Source organism: Emticicia sp. BO119, from assembly GCF_013912375.1.
GTDB lineage: Bacteria > Bacteroidota > Bacteroidia > Cytophagales > Spirosomataceae > Emticicia.
Map to the genome: position 1 here is coordinate 147,551 of NZ_JACETV010000011.1, position 17,599 is coordinate 165,149.

General features: G+C 37.9%; 16 protein-coding genes and 1 tRNA gene. 10 read left to right on the forward strand and 7 right to left on the reverse strand.

Annotated elements, in window-relative coordinates; translation table 11 throughout:
- Positions 1–15: 15 nt before the first annotated feature.
- Entirely contained in the window at positions 16–2,397 is a 2,382-nt protein-coding gene (locus H1R81_RS25255; protein ID WP_181843537.1) for a M56 family metallopeptidase, read from the forward strand.
- A 104-nt stretch (positions 2,398–2,501) separates the two neighbouring features.
- Here H1R81_RS25255 and H1R81_RS25260 read toward each other — a convergent pair whose 3' ends face one another.
- Together H1R81_RS25260 and H1R81_RS25265 are read right to left on the reverse strand one after the other, a co-directional pair.
- The gene (locus tag H1R81_RS25260; RefSeq protein ID WP_181843538.1) at positions 2,502–3,491 is read right to left on the reverse strand and encodes an aldo/keto reductase; all 990 of its coding nucleotides are present in this window, start codon (positions 3,489–3,491) and stop codon (positions 2,502–2,504) included.
- 338 nt (positions 3,492–3,829) lie between these two features.
- Complete coding sequence (locus H1R81_RS25265; RefSeq protein ID WP_181843539.1) at positions 3,830–4,612, reverse strand: DUF1080 domain-containing protein; 783 nt, start codon at positions 4,610–4,612, stop codon at positions 3,830–3,832.
- A gap of 985 nt (positions 4,613–5,597) precedes the next feature.
- On the opposite strand from H1R81_RS25265, the gene H1R81_RS25270 reads away from it, so the two are divergent.
- The 3 genes from H1R81_RS25270 (at position 5,598) to H1R81_RS25280 (ending at position 6,968) form a co-directional block, all read left to right on the forward strand.
- Entirely contained in the window at positions 5,598–5,972 is a 375-nt protein-coding gene (locus H1R81_RS25270) for a hypothetical protein (protein ID WP_181843540.1), read from the forward strand.
- 112 nt (positions 5,973–6,084) lie between these two features.
- A complete protein-coding gene (locus tag H1R81_RS25275; protein ID WP_181843541.1) occupies positions 6,085–6,459 on the forward strand; it encodes a hypothetical protein in 375 nt (124 codons plus the stop codon).
- A 119-nt stretch (positions 6,460–6,578) separates the two neighbouring features.
- Positions 6,579–6,968, forward strand: coding sequence for a hypothetical protein (locus H1R81_RS25280; RefSeq protein WP_181843542.1), 390 nt, complete (start codon positions 6,579–6,581; stop codon positions 6,966–6,968).
- 166 nt (positions 6,969–7,134) lie between these two features.
- Here the strand turns inward: H1R81_RS25280 and H1R81_RS25285 are convergent, their stop codons facing one another.
- Positions 7,135–8,409, reverse strand: a complete 1,275-nt coding sequence (locus H1R81_RS25285) for a DUF349 domain-containing protein (protein WP_181843543.1) — start codon at positions 8,407–8,409, stop codon at positions 7,135–7,137.
- A gap of 200 nt (positions 8,410–8,609) precedes the next feature.
- On the opposite strand from H1R81_RS25285, the gene ettA reads away from it, so the two are divergent.
- Positions 8,610–10,274, forward strand: coding sequence for an energy-dependent translational throttle protein EttA (gene ettA, locus H1R81_RS25290; RefSeq protein ID WP_181843544.1), 1,665 nt, complete (start codon positions 8,610–8,612; stop codon positions 10,272–10,274).
- 51 nt (positions 10,275–10,325) lie between these two features.
- On the opposite strand, the gene der is transcribed toward ettA, so the two are convergent.
- From der to era, 3 genes are all read right to left on the reverse strand, one after another.
- Positions 10,326–11,636 (reverse strand): ribosome biogenesis GTPase Der, encoded by a 1,311-nt coding sequence (der, locus tag H1R81_RS25295; protein WP_181843545.1) that lies wholly within the window; start codon positions 11,634–11,636, stop codon positions 10,326–10,328.
- Positions 11,637–11,838: 202 nt separating this feature from the next.
- The gene (locus H1R81_RS25300) at positions 11,839–12,738 is read right to left on the reverse strand and encodes an EamA/RhaT family transporter (protein WP_181843546.1); all 900 of its coding nucleotides are present in this window, start codon (positions 12,736–12,738) and stop codon (positions 11,839–11,841) included.
- Between the two features lie 27 nt (positions 12,739–12,765).
- Positions 12,766–13,668, reverse strand: a complete 903-nt coding sequence (gene era, locus H1R81_RS25305) for a GTPase Era (RefSeq protein ID WP_310588115.1) — start codon at positions 13,666–13,668, stop codon at positions 12,766–12,768.
- 85 nt (positions 13,669–13,753) lie between these two features.
- Between era and H1R81_RS25310 the strand changes: the two genes are divergently transcribed.
- The 3 genes from H1R81_RS25310 (at position 13,754) to H1R81_RS25320 (ending at position 14,522) form a co-directional block, all read left to right on the forward strand.
- A tRNA-Met gene (locus tag H1R81_RS25310) sits at positions 13,754–13,826 on the forward strand.
- A gap of 157 nt (positions 13,827–13,983) precedes the next feature.
- On the forward strand, positions 13,984–14,253 hold the full coding sequence (locus tag H1R81_RS25315) for a helix-turn-helix domain-containing protein (protein ID WP_181843547.1): 270 nt from the start codon (positions 13,984–13,986) through the stop codon (positions 14,251–14,253).
- A 2-nt stretch (positions 14,254–14,255) separates the two neighbouring features.
- Positions 14,256–14,522 (forward strand): hypothetical protein, encoded by a 267-nt coding sequence (locus tag H1R81_RS25320; RefSeq protein ID WP_181843548.1) that lies wholly within the window; start codon positions 14,256–14,258, stop codon positions 14,520–14,522.
- 4 nt (positions 14,523–14,526) lie between these two features.
- On the opposite strand, the gene H1R81_RS25325 is transcribed toward H1R81_RS25320, so the two are convergent.
- The gene (locus tag H1R81_RS25325) at positions 14,527–15,303 is read right to left on the reverse strand and encodes a hypothetical protein (RefSeq protein WP_181843549.1); all 777 of its coding nucleotides are present in this window, start codon (positions 15,301–15,303) and stop codon (positions 14,527–14,529) included.
- A 59-nt stretch (positions 15,304–15,362) separates the two neighbouring features.
- Between H1R81_RS25325 and H1R81_RS25330 the strand changes: the two genes are divergently transcribed.
- On the forward strand, positions 15,363–15,989 hold the full coding sequence (locus tag H1R81_RS25330) for a hypothetical protein (protein ID WP_181843550.1): 627 nt from the start codon (positions 15,363–15,365) through the stop codon (positions 15,987–15,989).
- Positions 15,990–16,096: 107 nt separating this feature from the next.
- Complete coding sequence (locus H1R81_RS25335; protein ID WP_181843551.1) at positions 16,097–17,596, forward strand: type IV secretory system conjugative DNA transfer family protein; 1,500 nt, start codon at positions 16,097–16,099, stop codon at positions 17,594–17,596.
- The last annotated feature ends 3 nt before the right edge of the window (positions 17,597–17,599 follow it).

A 17,599-nucleotide genomic window follows, 5' to 3' on the forward strand; every position in this document is an offset into this window, starting at 1 on the left:
ATATTTAATTAAATTATGAAAAAGCTTTTTGAATTTACTGCCGGAATTCCTGAAAACATCAGCTCTGCATTGGGTTGGACACTCATTCACTCATTATGGCAAGGGCTTGTCATTGTAGCAGTCTTTAGCGTTCTTCGCCAAGTTTTCAAAACTTCTAATGCTCGTTACTGGCAAGGCATTGGTGCATTGAGTTTGCAATTAGTCAGTGCCATTGTAACTTTCGGAATGGTGTATGAACCTGCCGAAATAGCTGCCGGAAAACCAAAATTTACAGCTTTCTTTATCAACAATGCGGCTAATCTGGATGGCATTTCTGTATTTGCTTCTTCTAAATTAACTTTCATTCAACAGGCGCAATTATTCATTCAGAACAACCTTGAAACCTTCGTTTTATTCTGGTTCATTGGTGCTAACCTTCTTCTATTGCGTTTAATCATAGGGTTTGTTTATGTACAACAACTGAAAGTGCAAAAAATCACACCTGTGAGAGATGAAATATTAGGTATTATGGAAGAATTGCAGGAGAAAATTCAGCTAAATATACCTATTCGCTTATTTGAATCGGCTAAGGCTGTAGTGCCTATGACTATAGGTTGGATAAAACCAATTATTCTGCTTCCAGCAGGTATTATGTCAGGGTTGAGTATTACTCAATTAGAGGCGGTTTTGGCTCACGAATTAGCGCATATCAAACGTTACGATTACCTGATTAATATTTTTCAGAGCTGTGTTGAAATCCTTTTCTTTTTTCATCCTGCCACCTGGTTTATCTCTGCACAAGTGCGTGATGAAAGAGAAAACTGCTGTGATGATTTTGCAGTAGAGATTTGCGGCGACAGACTTGTATTAGCTAAAGCCCTGACACAGGTAGCTACATTTCAACATCAACCACGTTTGGCTATGGCTTTTGGAGCAAAACGCCAGACTTTTATAGATAGAATTAAACGTATTGTGGGTATCAACGATGCTAAACCTATGAGTTATGGCAACTGGGCTGTTTTTGTAGGTATGGTACTGATTGCAGCGATGGGAATTGCTTACGGACAGGATAGAATCGCTAAAAACGACCAGAAATCGAAAAATACAAGTAATGAGTTTGTTACACCTGAAGAACAATTTGATTTCTATTTCTTTGAAAAAGATAAAAAGAATGTAGGGGTATATAAAAACAAGAAGGGTGAAATTGTAAAGATTGTGGTAGAGGGTAAAGAACTGGCAGATAAAGAGTTTGAGACTATGAAAGCTTATGCTACACAGTTCCTGAATGCCAAAAACTCAAATTTCTCTATAATACCGGGTATTGTTGAAAATGAAATGGATGATGTAAATGAGCAGTTTTTCTTACATGATGGTTATGTGGCCGATACCTCAAGATTAGATGATGCAGAAAAAGAAATGGAGAGGTTAGGTAGAGAAATGGAAAAGTATAGTCAGGAAATGGAAAAGTATAGCAAGCAAATGGAGGATAAATATGGCAAGCTGATGGAAAAACATGGAAAAGATATGGAACAGGTTTCGTTGAAAATGCGTGTACCTCAACGAAAAATAGAGAATCTTTCTATCGAAATGCAGGAGGTAAGTCTGACCATGAGAAAAATAGAAAACCAATACCGCGATGTAAGAATGCCGGCTGACGCTGAACAAAAATTAAGAGGCCTGGAGAAAAAAGAGCGTGATTTAGAAAACCAGATGCATGGCGTTGAAGAAGAAATGCGCAAAATAGAAGAAGAAATGTTACCTATCCAACGAAAAATGGAGCGCTTGAATAATCCAATGGATAGTTTGCAAAGAGTAATGGAACGTTATCATCGCCCTATGGATAGCCTTGGTCGCTTAATGGAAGAGAAAGGCAAGGTAATAGAAAAACTGGCTAAAGAAGAAGAAGCACGTTTCAAGAAAGAATTCAGAGAATTTGCTGAAATGCTTTTTAAAGAGGGATTAATTAAGGATAAGAAAGATTTTGAGATTCGTGTCAAGGGTGAAAAAATGCTAATTAATTTAGAACCACAATCAACTGCAGTATACGAAAAGGTATGGAACTGGATAGACAAGACCTGGGGAGGCCGTATAAGAGGGATGAAAGACAAAAATTTTACGATAGAGGCAAACGGTGAGCATATTAACTTTAGTACTTATAGCGAGAACGGGCATATGTATCATAGTTTCGGTAGCATTATGCCCCCAGTTCCGCCTGTACCATCAGTGGTTCCAACACCAAGAGCGATTGGTCGGCCTTCAACTATTATTGCGTCAGTACCGGTTCCTCCGGCACCAACGGGAGGGTACATGAGAACACCCTCTCCTGTGGTGGCACCTGCACCAGTATCAGGATACATTAGAACCCCGACCCCTGTAGTGGCGCCCAGACCTGTCAGAGCACCCAGAATTTATAACTAAGACTAAAGTATTGTATCCGATTACAGTATTTTATTCAAGGTAAATAAGAAAATCTGTCCTTGTCAGCAGAAGCTGGTAAGGACAGATTTTCATTTATAGATAAATTACTTATTAACAAACTGCATACTTGCTGCAGGGTAACGAGTTCCGGCTGCCACGTTTTTAGGAGCAATCGCATTTATTTCTGCTAATTCGTCAGAAGATAAATTAATATCAGCGGCAGCAATATTTTCTTCCAGATATTTTACCCGTTTAGTACCTGGAATTGGGAAAATATCGTCGCCTTGAGCCATTACCCATGCTAAAGCCAGTTGAGAAGCTGTACAGCCTTTTTCATCAGCCAATTGTTTGATTTTATTAACTAATTCGAGATTCTTTGCAAAATTCTCGCCCTGAAAGCGTGGCGATATTCTTCGGAAATCATCTGGGGCTAAATCATCAAAACTTTTGATTTCTCCGGTCAGGAATCCTCTGCCCAAAGGGCTATACGGTACGAAGCCAACGCCTAATTCCCGGCAGGTCGGAATAATCTCATCTTCAGGCTCACGAGACCATAATGAATACTCAGTCTGTAAAGCAGTAATCGGGTGCTCTTTGAAAGCCTTACGAAGTGTTACCGGAGCGGCTTCTGATAAGCCAATGTAACGTACTTTGCCTTCTTTTACTAAATCTGCCATAGCACCTACTGTTTCTTCAATAGGCACATTCTGATCGACACGATGCAGGTAATATAAGTCTATGGTTTCTATGCCTAATCGTTGCAGACTTCTTTCACATGCTTTTTTACAATATTCTGGTGAGCCATTAAAGCCTCTTACTGTCGGGTCAGTTGCATTTCTGACTATGCCAAACTTGGTAGCTAATACAACTTCCTTTCTTCGGTCTTTTAATACTTTGCTTAATAATATCTCATTTTTGAATGGGCCATACATATCGGCTGTATCTAAAAAATTTACTCCCGAATCAATGGCTCTATTAATTGTACGAAGTGACTCGGCTTCGTCGGTATTGCCATAAAACTCTGACATACCCATACAGCCCAATCCCATTTGTGAGGCTATTAAGCCTTGATTACCTAATTTGCTCTTTTTCATTATGAATAAGGTTGAAGTGTGAGAGAACAATATAAGGAATAGGAGATTATCCTTTCTAATAAAACAGCGTGTCAGAACGATTGGTTTGTAAAGAGCTTTGGATTAAGGAAATTTAATCTTTGATTTTTGTCTGAACTATGATTTAGCTGATTTTATGATTTTACTGATAAATGATTTTATACAGTTTTAAATCCAAAGAATCAATTAAATCAGCTAAAACGGTACTTCGTTGCGGCATAGTTCAGGAAATTTTGTGGTGAGCTGGAAGCTCGCGCCACAAATAAAAAAGCCACTCCTTTTGGGAATGGCATTTCTATACAAGCTAAAATCTATAAATATTACAGTTTTCTGATCCAGATGTTTCTGAATTGAGTTTTGTTACCGTGGTCTTGTAAGTGGATTACATCGTCACCATGCGCTTCAGGATAATTATGTAAGCCAATGTAAAGAGTTAAGCCAAGGATAGTAGTATTGTTTTGAACTACTACGCCATTGTGCAATACGGTGATACGGGCAGGGTAATCGATACGGCCATCTGCTTTGAAACGAGGTGCAGTATAAATAACATCATAAGTATTCCATTCTAATGGGCTACGTGTAACGTTTACTAAAGGGGCAGCATCTTTATAAATACTTCCGGCTTGTCCATTACGGTAAGTACGGTTTTCGTATGAATCTAATACCTGTAATTCGTAACGATCCTGAAAGAAAACCCCACTATTGCCACGTCCCTGACTATTGCCTTTTACTTCGTCAGGGGCACTCCATTCAATATGTAGCTGGCAATCTCCGAATTTCATTTTGGTTTTAATATCTCCTGTACCTGGAGCTACTTCCATTATACCGTTTACAATATTCCATTTGGCCTGGCCACCATCTTTAGCACTTACCCATTGAGACAAGTCTTTTCCGTCAAAAAGTATAATAGCATCAGAAGGGGCATCACCTAAATGTTTACCTGGAGTTACTACTGGTACTTCTGGATTCCAGATTTCTGTCATATCAGGCTTCATTGGTGCTGGTGAAACTTCTGGTACAACAGATTTGGTTTGGGCGTTTGAGTTGCAACTGATTAAAACTGCAATAGCAAATGAAGAAGCTAAAATCTGTATTTTTTTCATCTTGAGTAAATAAGGTTGAATGTTACTATCTATACTAGATATAGGTATAAATTTAAACTGCAAGCTACAAGTTTTTTTAAAAAGAATGTCTTAAAAAATGGATAAAATTTATTGAGTTCTATTTCTCAAATCCTTCTTTTTGATAATAATGTTTGCTTATTGGCGTGCCAAAACTAATAAAGTTTTTCGTACGGATGTACGAAAACGGAAATGAAACGTACGATATCGGACAAATTTCAATAATCTCTAATTTTTTTTGGCACACTTTGTTTTATTTAAATTGTTGATTATCAATGATTTAAATATATTTTAACAAATTTTAAAGTTTTCTGGCACGAGTTTGTCATATATATAAAATGTAAGCATGAGGCGAAAGGCCGAAACGAAGGGTTTATCAAAATATTATTTTGTTTGTAACCTTTTTTTAAAAGCAAAGTATATACAGAAAAAATAATATTTTGCCAAAAGCCCAGATTGAACCAGAAATGCAAAAGAAGTAACCGTTCGTAAGTTGGCATTGACCGTTTATAAATTATAAGTTATCTGAAAAAAAAAGCGATATAATTTTGAACAATTACAGTAACAACGAAGACGAGAAAAAAGAGTAGAGCGGAAATAAGATATTTTAACAAAAATTAGAGTTTCGCAAAATATTGTTCTGTAGAAATGTTTTTTTTTAGTGTTTAAGAGATTTTGACAAAATAAAATTTTATGGAAAATGAATTTCAAGGCTATCAAATCTAATTACCGTTTGTCCTTTTAAAATAACCATTCAAGTAGTTTGTAATGCACAGTACCAAGTAAAGCATATATCTTTGAATCATCAAAACAAAAACAAAACAGTAAAGCAAAAAATAAGAGACATAGAGAGATAAGAGGTTCATCACAAAATACCTTAGTTTTATCACAAATGTCACACTGGAAAACAAAGCTGAGCTAATTTTAAACCATCAAAAAATTAAATAAAATATTAAAAAATAAAATTATGAAAAAGATAACATCAACCATCGCCATCGCTTTATTAGCAACTACTTTAGCATTTAACGCTAATGCAGAAGATAAAAAAATTGAATATAAAAGCAGTAATCTTAATGTAGGTATGTACGAGGCAGGTTACACAAATTCAATGAAATTGAATATGAACCTTACAAAAGATAAAGGTGTAGCAGCAACCGTTAAATTAATGGATGCAGATGGCAGCATCTTGCACGAAGAAGTTTTGGGAAAGAAAATTGAATCATACAAATTATGTTTTGATATGAGCAACATGAAAGCCGGTAAATATTATGTAGAAGTTAAAAATGGAGATCGCATTATTACTAAAGAAATCTTAAAAGGTACAAATACTTTAAGTTACTAAGCCACCAACCGCTCATCAAGTCTTATAGCCGATTAACTTAAAATCTGAAACACACAGCTCTAAAACAGCATCTATAAAATTGAAAAAGCCATTATTTAAAATTACAAAAATTATGAAAAAGATAACATCAATCATCGCAATCGCCTTATTAGCGAGTTCAGTAGCATTCAACGCCAATGCAGACGACAAAAAAATTGAGTATAAAAGCAGTAACCTTAAAGTAGGTATGTATGAAGCAGGTCACACTAATTCATTGAAATTGAATATGAACCTGACAAAGGATAAAGGTGTAGCAGCAACCATTAAATTAATGGATGCTGACGGAAGTACGCTACACGAAGAAGTTTTAGGCAAGAAAGTTGAATCATATAAATTATGTTTTGATATGAGCAACGTGAAAACCGGTAAATATTATGTAGAGGTTAAAAACGGAGATCGTATCATTACTAAAGAAATCGTAAAAGGTACACATACTTTAAGTTACTAAGCCAATAACCGCTTATCAAGTTTTAGGGCCGATTAACTTAAAATCTGAAACACACAGCTTTAAAAAGCGTCTATTAATAGAAAAAAAAGCATTACTTAACATTTAACAAAATTATGATTATGAAAAAGCAAGTAAGAAATTTTGCATTAGCTCTTGTAGCAGGTCTGTTCACTTTCACAGCAGTTTCAGCAACTGAATTAGCAGAAGGAAAAACATTTGATGTGGGCATGTATCGCGTGGTGAACACCATGAAAATAAATGTAATGATTGCCAAAGAACAAGGTAACTGGGTAGAGATTCGTTTGAAAAATGAAAAAAATGAGACAATCTATGTAGAGGTTGTAAACAGAAAAGCAACTCAATTTGCCAAGAAATTTGATTTACAGGGTTTAGAAGATGGTAAATACCGTTTCGAGATTTCGAATGGTAAAGAAACCATCACAAAAGAAATCAATCTTCAAACAAAGTTGCCTGATGTTTCTGAATATAGAACTGTAGAAGTAAAGTAATATATCATTAGTATTTAGTTTAGGGTAATCAGACAGCGTTGTGGTTTTTTCCGCAACGCTGTTTTTTTGTCTTACGTTTAAGTACTAACGTTAGTTGATATAGGCTAAAAGAAAAGTCCCGTTTGCCAGACAAACAGGACTTTATATGGAATAAAATCAAATGATCTTATTGTACATTCTGAGCGGCACGTCTCAATTCTTCTAAGATTACTTCTTTCATCAATAACTTGCGTCTTTGTGTCTGAATATTGGAAGTCATGATTTTATCCATGTCAGGATTACGTGCTACACCATCGTAGCTTTCAATCAATTGTTTCAATTCGCCACGGGCACGAGTTACGATACTTTCCATCTCACGATATTTGGTCAGAACCTGTTGTCTTTCGCTCAAATAATTGTAATTAGGCAGTTTTCTTGTAATTACCTTCATCAGGTAACTTAACTCAAAAATCTTATCGCAAGCTGCTCGGAAGCGTTCTGCTACGTTGCGTACTGCTAAATGAGAAGGTACTTTGATATTCTTCCAATCGTTGAGCAATACTTTTGCTCTTTCGGTAGAAGCAAAAATGTCTTTGGCTTCTGCTAATCTTTCAGCTTCTTCCATCATTTTTTGCTGTGCCTCTACGCGAGGGTCAACTCTGGTTTTAATCTGAATCCCTTTAGCAGCACAATATTTTTCGTAATAAAGGGTCGTTAGTTTTTTGAAACGACGGAACTCAAATTTCAAACGCTTCGGAGGTACATCTCCTACATTCTTCCATTCGTTCTGTAGCCTTTTCAACTCGGCAAAAGATAATTCCCAATTACCCATACGGAATAACTGCTCGGCTCCTTTCACCAGTTCCATGTATTTCTCCATGCGTTCTCCGATGATCCGGTTCTGCTCTTCGTAGAAAGCTTTTCTACGTTGATAGAAATCATCAAGTACTTCACGAAAGACCGTTTCAATATCGTCCTGATACGGTTTGTCGACAGGGCCAGTTCTAATCCATCGGGTTTTGATATCTTGTAGTTTGTCTGCTACAACACCCCAGTCAACATCTTCTTTGGCTTCTTTGGCTTCATCAATCAATGCTTGCTTGATTGTAAGGTTATTAGCCTGGTTACCTACGATAAGGCTGCGAAGATATTCTTCCTGCTCGTCTAACTTTTTGAGCAATGGAATAAAGTCGCCGATACCGTCAAAGTTCAGCAGTCGTTTGCGAAGTTGCGTGAGTTTTGTTAAGAAGGAGCCCTTATTCTGGGCCTCCGTGATTTCCGTTTCAAGTTGATTAACCTTATTTACCGCAATCTGGTAACGGTTAATGAAGTACTGGAAAGCTTCTTCTTCTGTGCGTTTTACTTCGCCGATTTGTCGGTCGGGCATATCTAAGTAGCCCTTCAAGAATACCTTACCGTCTTTGATGTAAGCATATTCGTTATCTAATGTTACGCCGTCCATAATTAAAATCACATGGCTTGTGAGTCAAGGGTTGTGGTTTGAAAAGGTAAAATTCGCAGTTTTTTTGTATAATGCAAACTTGAATGACGATATTTGAGACAAAATTTTATTTTGAGCAAAAAAAAAGCCTGAAATATGATTTATTTTTCAAAAATTTAACATTGGAGCATAAAAAACTATCTAAGAAACCACTTTAAACAATGAGTGAGCAAATTATTTTTTCGATGGAGCGGGTGAGTAAAATCATTCCTCCGAATCGTCAGATTCTTAAAAATATCTATCTTTCGTTTTTCTATGGTGCAAAAATCGGCGTTTTAGGTCTCAATGGCTCGGGTAAATCTACCTTGTTAAGAGTCATTGCAGGCATTGATAAAAACATCAATGGTGACGTAGTATTTTCGCCGGGTTATACAGTTGGTTTGCTTGAACAGGAGCCTCAACTCGACCCGACTAAAACTGTACGTGAAGTAGTAGAAGAAGGGGTTCAGGAGATTGTAGATTTATTGAAAGAATTTGACGAAATCAACAACGCTTTTGCTGAACCAGATGCTGATTTTGATAAACTGCTTGAAAGACAGGGAGTTGTACAGGAAAAACTCGATCAGTTGGATGCCTGGGAATTGGATACCCGTCTGGAACGTGCGATGGACGCGCTGCGTTGTCCGCCGGAAGATGCAAAGATTGAAACCTTATCAGGTGGTGAAAAGCGCCGGGTTGCCCTTTGCCGCTTATTGTTGAAACAACCGGATGTATTATTATTAGATGAGCCTACCAACCACCTGGATGCTGAGTCGGTATTGTGGTTGGAGGAACACTTGCGCCAGTATAAAGGAACTGTAATTGCAGTAACTCACGACCGTTATTTCCTTGATAACGTAGCAGGTTGGATTTTAGAATTGGATAGAGGAGAGGGTATCCCGTGGAAAGGTAATTATTCTTCATGGTTGGAGCAGAAACAAAACCGCTTGGCGAAAGAAGAAAAATCGGAATCAAAACGTCAGAAGACTTTACAACGAGAGTTGGAGTGGGTGAGAATGGCACCGAAGGCACGTCAGGCAAAATCTAAGGCTCGTTTGGCTGCTTACGACCGAATGGTGAGTGAAGATAATAGGGAAAGAGAAGAGAAACTGGAGTTATTCATTCCACCAGGGCCACGTTTAGGTAATAAAGTGATTGAAGCCAAAGGTGTAAAAATGGGATTTGGCGATAGGCTACTATACGAAGATCTGAATTTCAGTCTGCCACAAAACGGTATCGTGGGAATTATCGGACCTAACGGCGCGGGTAAAACTACTTTATTTAAACTCATAACCGAGCAATTACAACCTTTAGAAGGCACATTTGAAGTAGGGGAGACTGTAAAACTTTCTTATGTTGATCAGGAACATAACCAGTTAGACCCTGCCAAATCAGTCTATGAATTGATTTCAGGCGGTAATGAATGGGTGATGTTGGGTAATAAACAGGTAAATGCCCGCGGTTATGTAAGCCGCTTCAATTTTCAGGGGTCAGATCAGGAGAAAAAAATCGGTACTTTGTCTGGTGGTGAAAGAAACCGCGTACACCTGGCAATGATGCTGAAAGAAGGCGGTAACCTATTGCTATTAGATGAGCCTACCAATGACTTAGACGTAAATACACTACGTGCTTTGGAGGAGGGTCTCGAAAACTTTGCAGGTTGTGCTGTGGTTATCTCCCATGATCGTTGGTTCTTAGACAGAATCGCAACACATATCTTAGCTTTTGAGGGCAACTCGCAGGTATATTGGTTTGAAGGAAACTTCTCGGAATATGAAGAAAATCGTCGCAAGCGTTTGGGTACTGATGTAACGCCTAAGCGTATTAAGTATAAGAAATTGCAGTAGTTCTGGAAACGAAGAAGCCTCACTTTTGGTGAGGCTTCTTTATGAAATAGTTTATTTATTTCTAAAGAATATCGTAATCGGAACTCCTTCGAAACCAAAATGCTCGCGTATTTTATTCTGCAAGAATCGCTCGTACGCCTCTTTTATATACTGAGGTAGATTACAGAAGAATACAAATGTTGGTGATGGTGTAGGTAATTGTAAACAGTACTTGATTTTGATTTGTTTCCCTTTCAACATCGGAGGAGGTGTCTGCTCAATAATCGGTAGCATTACCTCATTCAACTTAGAAGTAGTAATCTTGAAGGTTTTGTTTTCATAGACTTCCATTGCTTTTTCAATCACCTGAAAAATGCGTTGTTTTTCCAGAACCGAAGCAAAAACTACAGGCATGTAATTCATAGGAGCAATACGTTCGAGAATCTCCTTTTTCATTCGGTCGGCGGTTTTAGAGTCTTTCTCTACCAAGTCCCATTTATTAATCATCAACACAATCCCCTTTTTAGAGTTATGGGCATTGGCAATGATACTAATATCCTGCGATTCCAGGCCTTTAGAGGCGTCTAAAAGAATGATGCATACATCAGAATCTTCCAGAGCTTTGATTGAACGTAGGACCGAATAAAACTCAATGCTCTCATGCACCTTAGCCTTTTTGCGGATACCTGCTGTGTCGGTCAGAATAAAGTCTTTTCCATACAATCTGTAATGCGTATCAATCGCATCACGGGTAGTACCTGCAATGTCAGTTACGATACTTCTATCTTTACCAGTCAAAGCATTGAGGAATGAAGATTTACCCACATTCGGACGACCCAGAATCGCAATTCTTGGAATACCCTCGTTTGGATTTTCGATGCCATCATCTTCAAATGCTTTCACTACTTCATCCAACAAATCTCCGGTACCACCACCGTCAGCTGCAGAAATAGGAAAGATTTCATCACCCAAGCCCATTTCATAAAACTCTGCTGCTGTTTGCTGGCGCTCAAAAGTTTCAGCTTTATTGGCTACTACAAATACAGGTTTTTTAGAACGACGAAGGATATTCGCAAAGTCTTTATCCAAATCAGTTAATCCTGTCATAGTATCTACCACAAACAGAATAACACTTGATTCTTCAATAGCAATTTCTACCTGATCACGGATAGCGCCTTCGAAAGTATCTTCAGAACCGACTACGTATCCGCCAGTATCAATAACTGTAAAATATTTCTCTGTCCAGACAGCCTGCCCATAGTGACGGTCGCGAGTCACGCCCGGCATATTATCAGTGATAGCCACGCGGCTCTCAATAAGACGATTAAAAAGTGTAGATTTACCGACGTTCGGTCGGCCTACAATTGCAACAATATTTGCCATAAACCCCTGACCCTTAATAGGGTATAAATTATAGATGAAGACCTCTGGAAATAATAAAAAAACAATTTTTCCAAGCGCCGATAAAGAGAGAGGTCTCTATTCTCTTTAAGTCGTTGAGTATTAATGGGGTACAAAGATAGGGAAAACAGAGGAAATTCTATTGGGTATCAACACAGTACAAGGGCTTTGGGTTCACAGATGCCTAAAAAATTCCCTGAATATCCTGCCATGAAATCAATGCTATGGCTACAATCGCCAATAGTAAACCAACTTTATTCAAGGCAGTAAGCTTCTCTTTAAAAAATAACCCTGCAATGATGGCCGATACTAAGATAACGCCAATATTATATAAGGGATACACAAAAGCGCCACTATTACCAAAAGCCGAAAGGGCTAATATCAGAAAATAGAACGATAAAAAATTAGGCATGCCCAAGGTAATACTTGCCAGAATATTTTTACCTTCAATTTTCTCTTTACCTCTTAGTAACTGGATAATCAACGCTACAGCCCCGGCAATTACTGCGCCTAAAACCATTACCAATGTAACAGGCACAGTGCGGTCAGAAGAGGTAATGTATTTCAGATTCAGGTAATTAATGGCTGTATTCGTAATTCCATAAAGCAAGAAGACCGCAACAGGCAATAGGAAGTCTAAACCTTTACCTTTGATTTTCTCCTGACTCGGTTTAAAAGTACTTAAACCAACTGCCACTATTGCCAAGAACAAGCCCAGATAGTTTAATCCATCAAAGGTTCGACCGTTGGTTTTTAAAATAAAAAGGCTGAAAATAACCGGAATCACCAATGAGATATTATTAGCTAATGAGGTAGCAGTAATACCCATTTTCTGGGTAGAAACACCTGATAGTATAAAAGTAATGATAAAACCAACCCCTAAGAATAAAGCATAGTAAGGCCAGTCTTCTGAGAAATTTAATTCAAAATGCTGCGCTTTAGGCATTAATGCCAAGCCGGTAAGAAAACAGACAGGATAATTAAAAGCAATTGCCTGAAAAGTACTGATTTGATATTTGGGATAAATACGGAAGTTTATCAGCAATAATACCGAAAAAATAATACTTAAGATAAGGTATAGCATAGTGGTTGTTTGTAAAGGAAATTAAAGTTATTCATACCCAAATTTCTCTAATTTATTTCGTTTATTTCTCCAGTCAGGCTCCACTTTGATATATTGTTCTAAGAAAATCTTTTTCCCAAAAAACTTTTCCATCTCCATACGGGCCTCAATTCCTACTTTCTTAATTCTTTCCCCTTTATGACCTAATAGAATAGCGCGCTGTGTGGTGCGCTCCACGTAAATTTCGGCACTAATCACAATCATGTCTTCTTTTTCCTTAAAACTAGTAATTACTACTTCGCAACTATAGGGTACTTCTTTAATATAATTAGTAAAAATCTTTTCTCTCATGATCTCCGCCGCAAAGAAGCGCTCCGGCTTATCTGTCAATTCATCTTTCGGGAAATAGGGTGGATGCGTAGGCAAAAAGTTAATAATTTTGTCAAATAACTCTCCAATATTCTGATTTTCTAATGCCGAAATAGCAATCACCTCAGTTGCTTTAAAATTTTCTTTCCAGTAATTAAGCTTTTCTTCTATCTGTTCAGGCTTGGCTAAATCTATTTTATTGACAATTAATAAAATAGGTGTTTCTGTATGTTGGAGCTTTTCAATTACATCATTTTCATCATGTTTCTCGAAAATATCAGTTACAAACAATATCACATCAGCATCATCAAGTGAACCATGCACAAAGTGCATCATTGATTTGTGAAGCTCGTAAACAGGCTTAATAATACCTGGAGTATCAGAGTAAACTAATTGAAAATCAGTACCATTATGCACACCATTCACAATACCCATAATGCGGTGGCGGGTGGTTTGCGCTTTCGAAGTAATAATAGAAAGACGCTCTCCCACTAATATATTCATTAAGGTAGATTTACCCACGTTTGGTTTACCGACAATACTGATAAAACCAGCTTTATGATTTGGAGAAATTATATCCACAGGAAAAAATATTTTATTTTTTTGCAAAGATAGTTTTTTATTTCAGAAATAGTCGTACCTTTGCAGTCCGATTTAGGAACAACATCGCGGGATGGAGCAGTTGGTAGCTCGTTGGGCTCATAACCCAAAGGTCACAGGTTCGAGTCCTGTTCCCGCTACGCTGATAATCAGGCAGTTACGTGTAAAAACGTAGCTGCCTTTTTTGTTTGGTACAACATAGGTACAACAATTTGATATTTGCTCAAATCATTTCTTCTTCATTGTTCTTTGAAAGTTTTTGAAAATCAGATAGCTTCGTAAAAATATTTTTTCTTTATGCAAGTTATCTGCCTTGAAGAAGCCGCTTTTTATGAACTCGTTGATCAAGTTGTTTCCCGATTAAAAAAGGAACAAGGAAAAGAAAAACCAAAATGGGTTGACGATGAACAAGCCATGCGACTTCTGAATATTAAATCAAAAACAACTTTACAGAAACTTCGTGATGAAGGAAAAATCCGGTTTACCCAACCCCAACCAAGAGTAATTCTGTACGATATAGACTCGATTGATAAATACCTTGAACGAAATGCGCGTGAAACTTTTTAGCAATGGAAGAAACTACTCAAATAGACCCTGACTTTCTGAAGGGATTTAATGATGGCTACCTGATAGCCCAATATGAACCTGAATTAGCAGAAAAACTCTCAAAAATTGAAGCAGTAAGTCCAAGGATTGTTGGCATGCAACAAGGGCGTGAACAGTTCATCAAGGAACAGTTGAAAGACAAATTGCCCAATTGGTTGAAAGACAATCCGATACCTGATAGGACTAATACCCTCTCCAAAGATCAGAATAAACAGATAGACAAAGAATAGAACTTTAGTCTTTATCAGGAGAAATATCTTTATTGTTTTTAGAAAAGTCTTTTACCAGTTTTTCTTTCGATTGCTCCTTTGAAACAGGTTTCTGGAATTTGAGTTGATAATTCAGGTAACCCGCATTGGGAATTTGATTTTTATCGGGTGTCGGTGTTTTCTCCGTTTCATTCTTTTTCTCCGCCAATTCTGTCTTATATTGCTGCATTTCTTCTTTCTTTTTTTGTAAGAAAGGCAGTTTATAATCTTTTGGCTTGTCGGTTTTATCAGCACTAATGCCGGCCCTGATATTATTTCTGTTTTCAGCAAATAAATCTGCTTTCTCTTTGATGGATTCTCTGGTTTCTGTTTCTAATTTATCCTCCGGTATCTCCTTGCTTTCCTGATTTTGCTTCTCATAAGGAGTATTGTTTTCATATTTTTCAGGATTGACCTTTTCATCCAGTACCTGCATGACCTGTTCTCTTACCTCAGGGACTTCCTGTACTTCATTCATCATTCTATCCAACGCTCCATAAGTTTTGGCAGTAAACCGATTGACCTCGCCTTGCTGAAATTTTTGCAAATCTTCCAAGTTTTTAAGAACGGCTGCCCTGTTGTTATAATCAGAACTCCAAGGGCTATGTTTCTTTAAATCCTGATGTGCTTTAGCCAAATCCTGATTTGTCTGTTCTAGCGCATGTTGATAATGCCGTAATTGCTGAATGTCATGAGCCATCTCATCATTGAATTGTTCATATCCTTCGGGGAATGAAGGCTGGTCTTTTTCTTTATCAGGCATAAAAATCTTGACTTTAAATAATTATGCTAATATAATAAAATTATTACTCGGAGTAAAAAATGGATGGTATAGAATTTATATTTCTCCCGTGTTTGGATACCGGAGCATTTGAACTAAGTCAGGAGGAAGAAATTGAAAATCTTCTGGCTGAAGAAGAGCGGATCATCAGAGATAAGGTGTATCCTGAACTTGAATGGCCAACCTTACAATTGATTCAAAAAAGGTTGGGGTACATTCCAAGGCCATATTTGACATTCCCTGTTGAGCCTGATTTGAGACATGATTATCACCGCTATATCTGTGGAAATATTGACTTGGATGATTTATATTTTAAAACAGATGAACTGTTGAAGGTGATACGTAACTGGGATTTACATTCAGATTATCAATTGCTTGCTAACCCATCGGTGTGTGAGTACTTTCAAAAGAATTATCTGTTCTATATGCAGAAAGCCTATGACCGGATCAGTCTACATTTGGGATATAAGCCAGATCATGCTCACTCACTCGCCGCTCAAATCTGGCTCGGTCAGATACTAAGCAAAGAGCATATCATTTTACCGGCCACCCTAACACCATATGATTACAGAGCTTTGAGTAGTGTGAGATATAAAGAGTTATTGATGACCGAAGGTGAAGAAGCCGCCAATCATTCACCTCTCTTAGCCATGCAAGCAATCATCTGAAAAATTATAAGCCGAAAAATAAATTTTCAGTCCATTAAATAAAAAATCTATAAATGATTGTTATCTTTGATAAACAATTTTTGTGTGCATAACCCTACCTCTTTTGCGTGAATACCTTTGACTTAGATAAGCCTCTCATTGAATTTCCATCCGGTTCAAGCAACGGACATTGGACAATCCGCCATGCGGTAGAAGGCGTACAGATTTTCGGCGGCATTGGTTCTGGGAAATCAAGTGGTTCAGGCCGAACCTTAGCCTTGAAATATTTGAAAGCAGGCTTCGGCGGTTTAGTGCTGACCGTTAAGCCGGACGAAAAAGAAGTCTGGCAGGACTATTGCCAGTTAACAGGCCGTGAAAAAGACCTGCTTATCCTTGAACCGGGCGGACACTACCATTTTAATTTTCTGCAATATGAAGCTGCACAAGCCTCCGGCCAATCTATCACAGAAAATATGGTTGAGGTCTTAAAGACCGTTATCAGAGCCGGAGAAGAAAAAAACGGTAAAAGCGATGATCCCTTCTGGGAAACCGCTTTGGATATGCTCATCTTCAATGTGATTGATTTATGCCTATTGGCTTATGGGCAATTATCTATCCAAACACTCTACGACATTGTTCAGACCATTCCCAAACCGGATCAGGAGAATAAGGCTTCAAGCGAAAATAGCAATGCCTATCATAGAGCCTTTCAGCAAGCACAGGCAAAGGTCAATGAGAAGGTTAATGACTGGTATCTGCAATTATCCAAAGAAACACAAGATTTGATGGACGAAGCAGGTACACTGGAAATGGAAGTAGGAAATGCAGTACCGGAAGCTCGTTTGTACAATTTCGTCAGACAATTTTTTAATGAAAACTATATCTCTCTGAGTGAAAAGACTCGCTCAATTATTGATTTTACCTTTTCAGGTTTTCTGTTTCGTCTCCTGAGAGAACCCATTTATTCACTATTCTGCCGTCATGATTCCAATATCCAGCCGGAAGACTGCTTAGACGGTAAAATCATTCTACTGAATCTTCCGGTGAAAGTCTATCAGAAAGTGGGTAGAGACTGTCAGATTCTGTTCAAATATATATGGCAGCGGGCAATGGAAAAACGTTCCATTAGTGCCAATAACCGACCTCTATTCTTATGGGCTGACGAAGCCCAGAATTTCCTACATGAACATGATGCAGACTATCAGGCAACGGCACGGAGTAGTCGAATTTCAACGGTGTATATCTCTCAAAACCTACCGAACTATTATGCCTGTATGGGTGGGCAAAAAGCAGAGTACAGAGTTAAAAGCTTCATGGGTACATTGGGTACAAAAATCTTTCATGCCAATGCAGACATAGAAACCAATAAATATGCCTCTGAACTCATTGGGGATGCCTACTTTGTAGATGAATCTTCTACACAGACGATTGGCAAAGAGTTTTCTCATGGGAGAGGGCAATCATTGAAACTGGAAAGGATGGTTCGACCGGAAGATTTTGTGCGGTTAAAGACAGGTGGGACATTGAATGAAGGTAAAGTAGAAGGCTATCTGCACCGTCAGGGGGATCCTGTGCATAAAGGGCTGAACCATGTGAAAATGACGTTTAAACAACAGTACCAACCTTAATAT